The following is a 6647-nucleotide window of genomic DNA, read 5'->3' as shown; positions in this document are numbered from 1 at the left end:
TTTCCCACTTAACCGGAATTTGGGGACCTTAGCTGATGGTCTGGGCTGTTTCCCTTTTGACCACGGATCTTAGCACTCGTAGTCTGACTGCCGGAGACCGAGATCATGGCATTCGGAGTTTGACTGAGTTCGGTAACCCGCGAAGGCCCCTAGCCCAATCAGTGCTCTACCTCCATGTCTCTGCTCCGACGCTAGCCCTAAAGCTATTTCGGGAGAACCAGCTATCTCCGAGTTCGATTGGAATTTCACCGCTATCCCCACGTCATCCCCGCATTTTTCAACATGCGTGGGTTCGGACCTCCATGCGGCTTTACCCGCACTTCATCCTGCACAGGGATAGATCACACGGTTTCGGGTCTACGACTGCGTACTCAAGCCCTCTTCAGACTCGCTTTCGCTGCGGCTCCGGCTTCCCGCCTTAACCTCGCACGCAATCGTAACTCGCCGGTTCATTCTACAAAGGCACGCCGTCAGGCATAAACGCCCTCCGACTGATTGTAGGCACACGGTTTCAGGTTCTCTTTCACTCCGCTCCCGCGGTGCTTTTCACCTTTCCCTCACGGTACTGGTTCACTATCGGTCGCCAGGTTGTATTTAGCCTTAGGAGGTGGTCCTCCCGGATTCCCACGGGATTCCTCGTGTCCCGCGGTACTCGGGGTCCGTCTCGAGTCCTCTTCGTTTCAGATACGGGACTGTCACCCTCTCTGGTCGGCTGTTCCAAGCCGTTCTCTTACGAAAAGGATTGGTAACTCCATGTGAGACGCCCCACGACCCCGCCTGTGCAAGCACAGCGGTTTAGGCTCTTCCCCGTTCGCTCGCCACTACTGAGGGAATCACTGTTGTTTTCTTTTCCTCAGGGTACTAAGATGTTTCAGTTCCCCTGGTGTACCTTCTCACTGCCTATGGATTCAGCAGTGGATACCCCGCCATTACGCGGGGTGGGTTGCCCCATTCGGAAATCCCCGGATCAAAGCCTGCTTACGGCTCCCCGAGGCGTATCGGCGTTAGCCCCGTCCTTCATCGGCACCTGGCGCCAAGGCATCCTCCGTGCGCCCTTCGTAGCTTAACCTACAAAGGTTGTTCAAAAGTCAGTGGATCCTCCTTTTGAACTTGCTCTGTTTGATGCAGTACCTTGGCATGAGCCAAAGTTGATGTCGCATTCGCTATCCAGTTATCAAGGAACCTTGAGGAATTCGCTCCCTCAAAACTGAGCCGTGCAGAAGAAGAGCATCTTTTACATCCTTAGAAAGGAGGTGATCCAGCCGCACCTTCCGATACGGCTACCTTGTTACGACTTCACCCCAGTCATCGGCCCCACCTTAGGCGGCTGGCTCCTCAGAGAGGTTACCCCACCGACTTCGGGTGTTGCCAACTCCCATGGTGTGACGGGCGGTGTGTACAAGGCCCGGGAACGTATTCACCGCGGCATGCTGATCCGCGATTACTAGCAATTCCGGCTTCATGCAGGCGAGTTGCAGCCTGCAATCCGAACTACGAACGGTTTTCAGGGTTTGGCTCCACCTCGCGGTTTCGCATCCCGTTGTACCGCCCATTGTAGCACGTGTGTAGCCCAGGACATAAGGGGCATGATGATTTGACGTCATCCCCGCCTTCCTCCGACTTGTCGTCGGCAGTCTGTTGTGAGTGCCCAACTGAATGCTGGCAACACAACACAAGGGTTGCGCTCGTTGCGGGACTTAACCCAACATCTCACGACACGAGCTGACGACAACCATGCACCACCTGTCACCGCTGCCCCGAAGGGAAGGTCTGTCTCCAGACCGGTCAGCGGGATGTCAAGCCCTGGTAAGGTTCTTCGCGTTGCTTCGAATTAAACCACATGCTCCACTGCTTGTGCGGGCCCCGTCAATTCCTTTGAGTTTCAGTCTTGCGACCGTACTCCCCAGGCGGAGTGCTTCATGCGTTAGCTTCGGCACTCATGGGTATGAGCCCACGAACACCTAGCACTCATCGTTTACGGCGTGGACTACCAGGGTATCTAATCCTGTTTGCTCCCCACGCTTTCGCGCCTCAACGTCAGGAATCGGCCAGCAAGGCGCCTTCGCCACAGGTGTTCCTCCACATCTCTACGCATTTCACCGCTACACGTGGAATTCCCTTGCCTCTCCGACCCTCAAGCTCTCCCGTATCCAAGGCCGTCCCGGGGTTGAGCCCCGGTTTTCACCCCGGACGCAGAAAGCCGTCTGCGCGCGCTTTACGCCCAGTGAATCCGGACAACGCTTGCCCCCTACGTATTACCGCGGCTGCTGGCACGTAGTTAGCCGGGGCTTCCTCCTCCGGTACCGTCAGGATAGGAGCATTGCCTCACCTATCGGTTCGTCCCGGAAGACAGAGTTTTACAATCCGAAGACCTTCATCACTCACGCGGCGTTGCTCCGTCAGGCTTGCGCCCATTGCGGAAGATTCCCTACTGCTGCCTCCCGTAGGAGTCTGGGCCGTGTCTCAGTCCCAGTGTGGCCGGTCACCCTCTCAGGTCGGCTACGCATCGTCGCCTTGGTGAGCCGTTACCTCACCAACTAGCTAATGCGCCGCGGGCCCATCTGGCAGTGACGCCGTGAAGCGCCTTTCCCTCCTCATGGATGCCCGTGAAGAGTGTATCGGGTATTAGCACTCGTTTCCAAGCGTTATCCCCGTCTGCCAGGCAGGTTGCCCACGTGTTACTCACCCGTCCGCCGCTGACTTTGAGGAGCAAGCTCCTCTCCACCCGCGCGACTTGCATGTATTAGGCACGCCGCCAGCGTTCGTCCTGAGCCAGGATCAAACTCTCGAAGAAAAATTCGCTCTGCGCCTCGCGAGCGAGGCTTCTTGCAGAGCCCATGCAATGTTCAATCGTGGCTCTCTTCTGCACGATTCAGTTTTCAAAGAGCGATCATCGCAACAGCGACTTTCTCAATATGCCACCTTGCAATCTATTTTGCAAGTGGTAATTTATGTTTCGTTTATCATCACCGCTCATCGCGGCGACGAGAGCTATATTATCACGTATACATAGAACCTTCAAGCATGAATCTCGAACAAATCGGAACAAAAGTCAAAATCAATAGATCCTATAGAACCAAAAATCGATTATTCTTCTGCTTACTCGTGTGTACATAAAACAAAAAGCAGGGCCCGCAATAAACCCTGCTCAACAGAAATCACAGTTTACTCCCACTCGATCGTAGCCGGCGGTTTGGATGTAATATCATACACCACGCGGTTGACACCTTTGACTTCGTTCACCAATCGAACGGAGAGCGTTTCTAACACATCATAAGGTATACGCGCCCAATCTGCAGTCATACCATCCTTGGAAGTAACCGCACGAATGGCGATCGTATAAGCGTAGGTACGTTCGTCTCCCATCACGCCAACACTCTTAATATCGGGAAGAACGGCGAAATATTGCCAGATATCTCGCTCAAGCCCCGCTTTGCGGATCGTGTCCCGAACAACAAAGTCGGCATCACGCAAGATCTCCAGCTTCTCCTCTGTCACAGCGCCGATAATACGAATGGCCAAACCGGGGCCAGGGAACGGTTGACGCCATACAATCTCGTCGGAGAGTCCAAGCTCCGTCCCCAACGCACGCACTTCATCTTTAAAAAGTGTCTTCAACGGTTCCACTAAGTCAAACTGCATATCTTCAGGCAATCCGCCTACGTTATGATGGGATTTGATTGTTGCAGCCGTGGCAGTTCCCGATTCGATAATATCGGTATATAAAGTCCCCTGCGCAAGAAAATCGAATTCTCCTAATTTCTTCGATTCCTCTTCAAAGACACGAATGAACTCTTCGCCAATGATCTTTCTTTTCTTCTCAGGATCCGTTACACCTTCAAGACGATTCAAGAAACGTGCTTTTGCATCGATGCGAATCACGTTCATATGGAAATGATCCGCGAACGTTTCCATCACCAAGTCCGCTTCATGTTTACGCAACAGACCGTGATCGACAAACATACATGTCAGATTATCACCGATCGCCCGATGGACAAGAACAGCGGCTACGGATGAATCCACCCCACCCGATAAAGCACAGAGAACTTTTTTGTCGCCCACTTGTTCACGGATCGCCTGAACAGCTTCTTCCACATAGTTATGCATCGTCCATGAGCCTTCACAGCGACAAACTTCAAAAAGAAAGTTTCGCAACAAATCCTGCCCATAAATCGAATGATTCACTTCCGGATGGAATTGAACGGCATAAATGTTCCGGGATGGATCACTCATTCCCGCGACTGGACATTGTTCTGTCTTGCTGTCTACAACGAACCCTTCAGGCGGAGCGATCACCATATCGCTGTGGCTCATCCATACCTGCTGGCTTTGAGGTTGTCCGCGATGCAAGGGTGATTCGGACACGACTTCGACGATCGCTTTGCCGTATTCACGAACAGCCGCACGTTCCACTTTCGCATGAAAATGGCTTGCAATCAACTGCATGCCATAACATATCCCCAAGATCGGTACACCTAGTTCAAAGATCGCGGGATCTACCTTTGGAGCTCCCTCGCTATAAACGGAATTCGGCCCACCGGAAAAAACGATCCCTTTCAGATTCATTTTGCGCAGTTCTTCTGCCGTCGTCGAAAAAGGCAAAAGTTCCGAATACACATTCAGTTCACGAATGCGCCTTGTGATCAGTTGGTTGTATTGGCCGCCGAAATCTAATACCACGACCATTTCGCGATGATCCATAAGTCAATAACACCATCCTTAATCTACAAAAAAATAAAAACGAAACCAGACATTCCTTAGCATAGCTTAAGCGAAAGCATACATCCACATGCATTTCTTGCAATCTCTAAAATGAAACCACCGTTTTTTACGGTGGTTTCATTACACCTTTATTGCAGATAAGGCACCGGATTCACATAATTCATGCTTCCTCCAGAAATACCTGTTGCCACCCCGAAGTGCAGATGAGGACCCGTCGACTCTCCATCGCTTCCCACTTTACCGATCACCTGTCCTTTATGAACGATCTGTCCCGGCGAGACGAGCACCCCGTCCGAATACATGTGGCCGTATACGCTCATAACACCGTTGCTATGTCTGATCACAATCCAATGACCGAAACCGGAAGCGGGACCAGCGAACAATACTTCCCCATCATCGACTGCTACAATCGGCGTTCCCACAGGAGCGCCAATGTCAATTCCCTTATGGAACCCTCCGGCACGAGGCCCATATCCTGATGTAATCGTATAGGAAGAAGGCACCGGCCATGTCCATGACCCGCTGCTTGTGAAAGAAAACTCTTGCGCTTGTCCGCCTACGCCGGATGATTGCTGAGCGGCAAGCCGCGCGGAAACGGCAGCGGCAATTTCCGCCTCTGCAGCAGCGATTTCCTGTTCCTCATCTTGATATGCTTTCTCTTTCTCCTGTCGCTCCGCTTGGACTTGACTCAGCGCGATTTCTCTCTGATGCTTGGCTTGCTCTTGTTCTGCTTTGGCTGCTTGCAATTGGTTTTGCTTCTGCTGTTGTAAAGCTTGCTGATCTTTCAGTTGCTTCTGGGAGTCAAGCAAACGGGCTTTCATTTGTTTGACTTCCTCAAGTAACTGCTTATCTTGATCGACGATAAACGATAGCGTGCTTAAACGATCGATAAAATCACTGAAATCCGTCGCTTGCAGCAGAACGTCGAGATAGGAGACTTCCCCGTCTTCATACATGACGCGGATCCGTTTCTTCAGCATCTCATTACGTCGTTCCAGCTTTTTCTGCGTTTTATCAATATCCGCTTGTAAAGCGGCAATCTTCGTCGACAATGTTTGAATTTGTGCCTCTAAGTCTTGGATTTGTTGGCCATATTCTTGAATTTGTTTATTCAATGTATCGATTTGATTGCTAAGGTTGGATTCTTGTCCCTTTAATTGATTGATCATCTGCCCGGTTTGTGCGTGCTGCTGTTTTAATTGATCCAACCTCTGCTGCGCATCATCAGCGTATACGCTCGCCGGCAAGACCGTTCCCATGGCAAACGCTCCAATCAAAAAAGAAACAATGATTTTCTGTTTAATACGCATCTTCCTCTCCTTTCTCCCACATGTTTATCGTCATGATTGCTCAAACATCCGGAAAACAGAGTTTGAACACACACTTTTTGTGGGTCAACGTCACAAATGTAAGAGTCTTCATGCTCATTCGGCTTTCGCACGCACTCAAGTAGGCATAACACCTAACAAGTATTCGACGTCAAATCTGGAATTCCTGTCGGTTCTTGCAGAATCGATGATTTTTTTGTCAAAAAAAAAGCCAGAGCACACATGTGTTCTGGCCATGACAAAGGATCTTGCGATTTACTCCCTCCGCCAATCGTACGTATCTTTTCTTACGTCAAGTTTATGCGAATTGATCACAACGGTATGGTCATCGATCCAGGAAGCTTTGACATGATCTGTTCCATACTCCCAATAAATATTTTTCTTCTCTTGCGTTTTGTTGTTCAGCAGTTCTCCCCTGATGCTAAAATCTGTCGTTGCTCCACCATTAATTTTATAGAAATTGATCGTATATGTCTTGTTTGGCGAAATGGCCTGTTTGAAAAATTCCCCCTCCGGCAATGGCCCATCGAGAAGAAGAAGTTATTGATGATATAGACGATCACCCCAACAACAAGAATCAAAAACGCCGCACATCCT

General features: G+C 50.7%; 3 protein-coding genes and 2 rRNA genes (1 of these 5 only partly in view). All 5 read right to left on the bottom strand.

The window, feature by feature from the left end; all coding sequences use genetic code 11:
* A 23S ribosomal RNA gene (locus tag DNHGIG_RS09920) occupies positions 1-1069 on the bottom strand; it reaches 1974 nt to the left of the window's first position.
* Positions 1070-1246: 177 nt separating this feature from the next.
* A 16S ribosomal RNA gene (locus tag DNHGIG_RS09915) occupies positions 1247-2794 on the bottom strand.
* The 16S and 23S rRNA genes sit together here, the layout of an rRNA operon.
* A 371-nt stretch (positions 2795-3165) precedes the next feature.
* Complete coding sequence (gene guaA / locus DNHGIG_RS09910) at positions 3166-4701, bottom strand: glutamine-hydrolyzing GMP synthase (protein WP_282199484.1); 1536 nt, start codon at positions 4699-4701, stop codon at positions 3166-3168.
* A 149-nt stretch (positions 4702-4850) separates the two neighbouring features.
* A complete protein-coding gene (locus DNHGIG_RS09905; RefSeq protein ID WP_282199483.1) occupies positions 4851-6032 on the bottom strand; it encodes a murein hydrolase activator EnvC family protein in 1182 nt (393 codons plus the stop codon).
* A 273-nt stretch (positions 6033-6305) separates the two neighbouring features.
* The gene (locus DNHGIG_RS20995; protein WP_369414702.1) at positions 6306-6569 is read right to left on the bottom strand and encodes a DUF5412 family protein; all 264 of its coding nucleotides are present in this window, start codon (positions 6567-6569) and stop codon (positions 6306-6308) included.
* Between the last annotated feature and the right edge of the window lie 78 nt (positions 6570-6647).

The organism is Collibacillus ludicampi, from assembly GCF_023705585.1.
Taxonomy (GTDB): Bacteria; Bacillota; Bacilli; order Tumebacillales; family BOQE01; genus Collibacillus; species Collibacillus ludicampi.
The sequence above is the reverse complement of the archived record's forward strand: the minus strand, read 5'-3'. Positions and strand labels throughout refer to the sequence as shown.

Coding starts and splice junctions, on each gene's coding strand:
- guaA (WP_282199484.1), bottom strand. CDS start 4,701: ATGGATCATCGCGAAATGGTCGTGGTATTAGATTTCGGCGGCCAATAC.
- DNHGIG_RS09905 (WP_282199483.1), bottom strand. CDS start 6,032: ATGCGTATTAAACAGAAAATCATTGTTTCTTTTTTGATTGGAGCGTTT.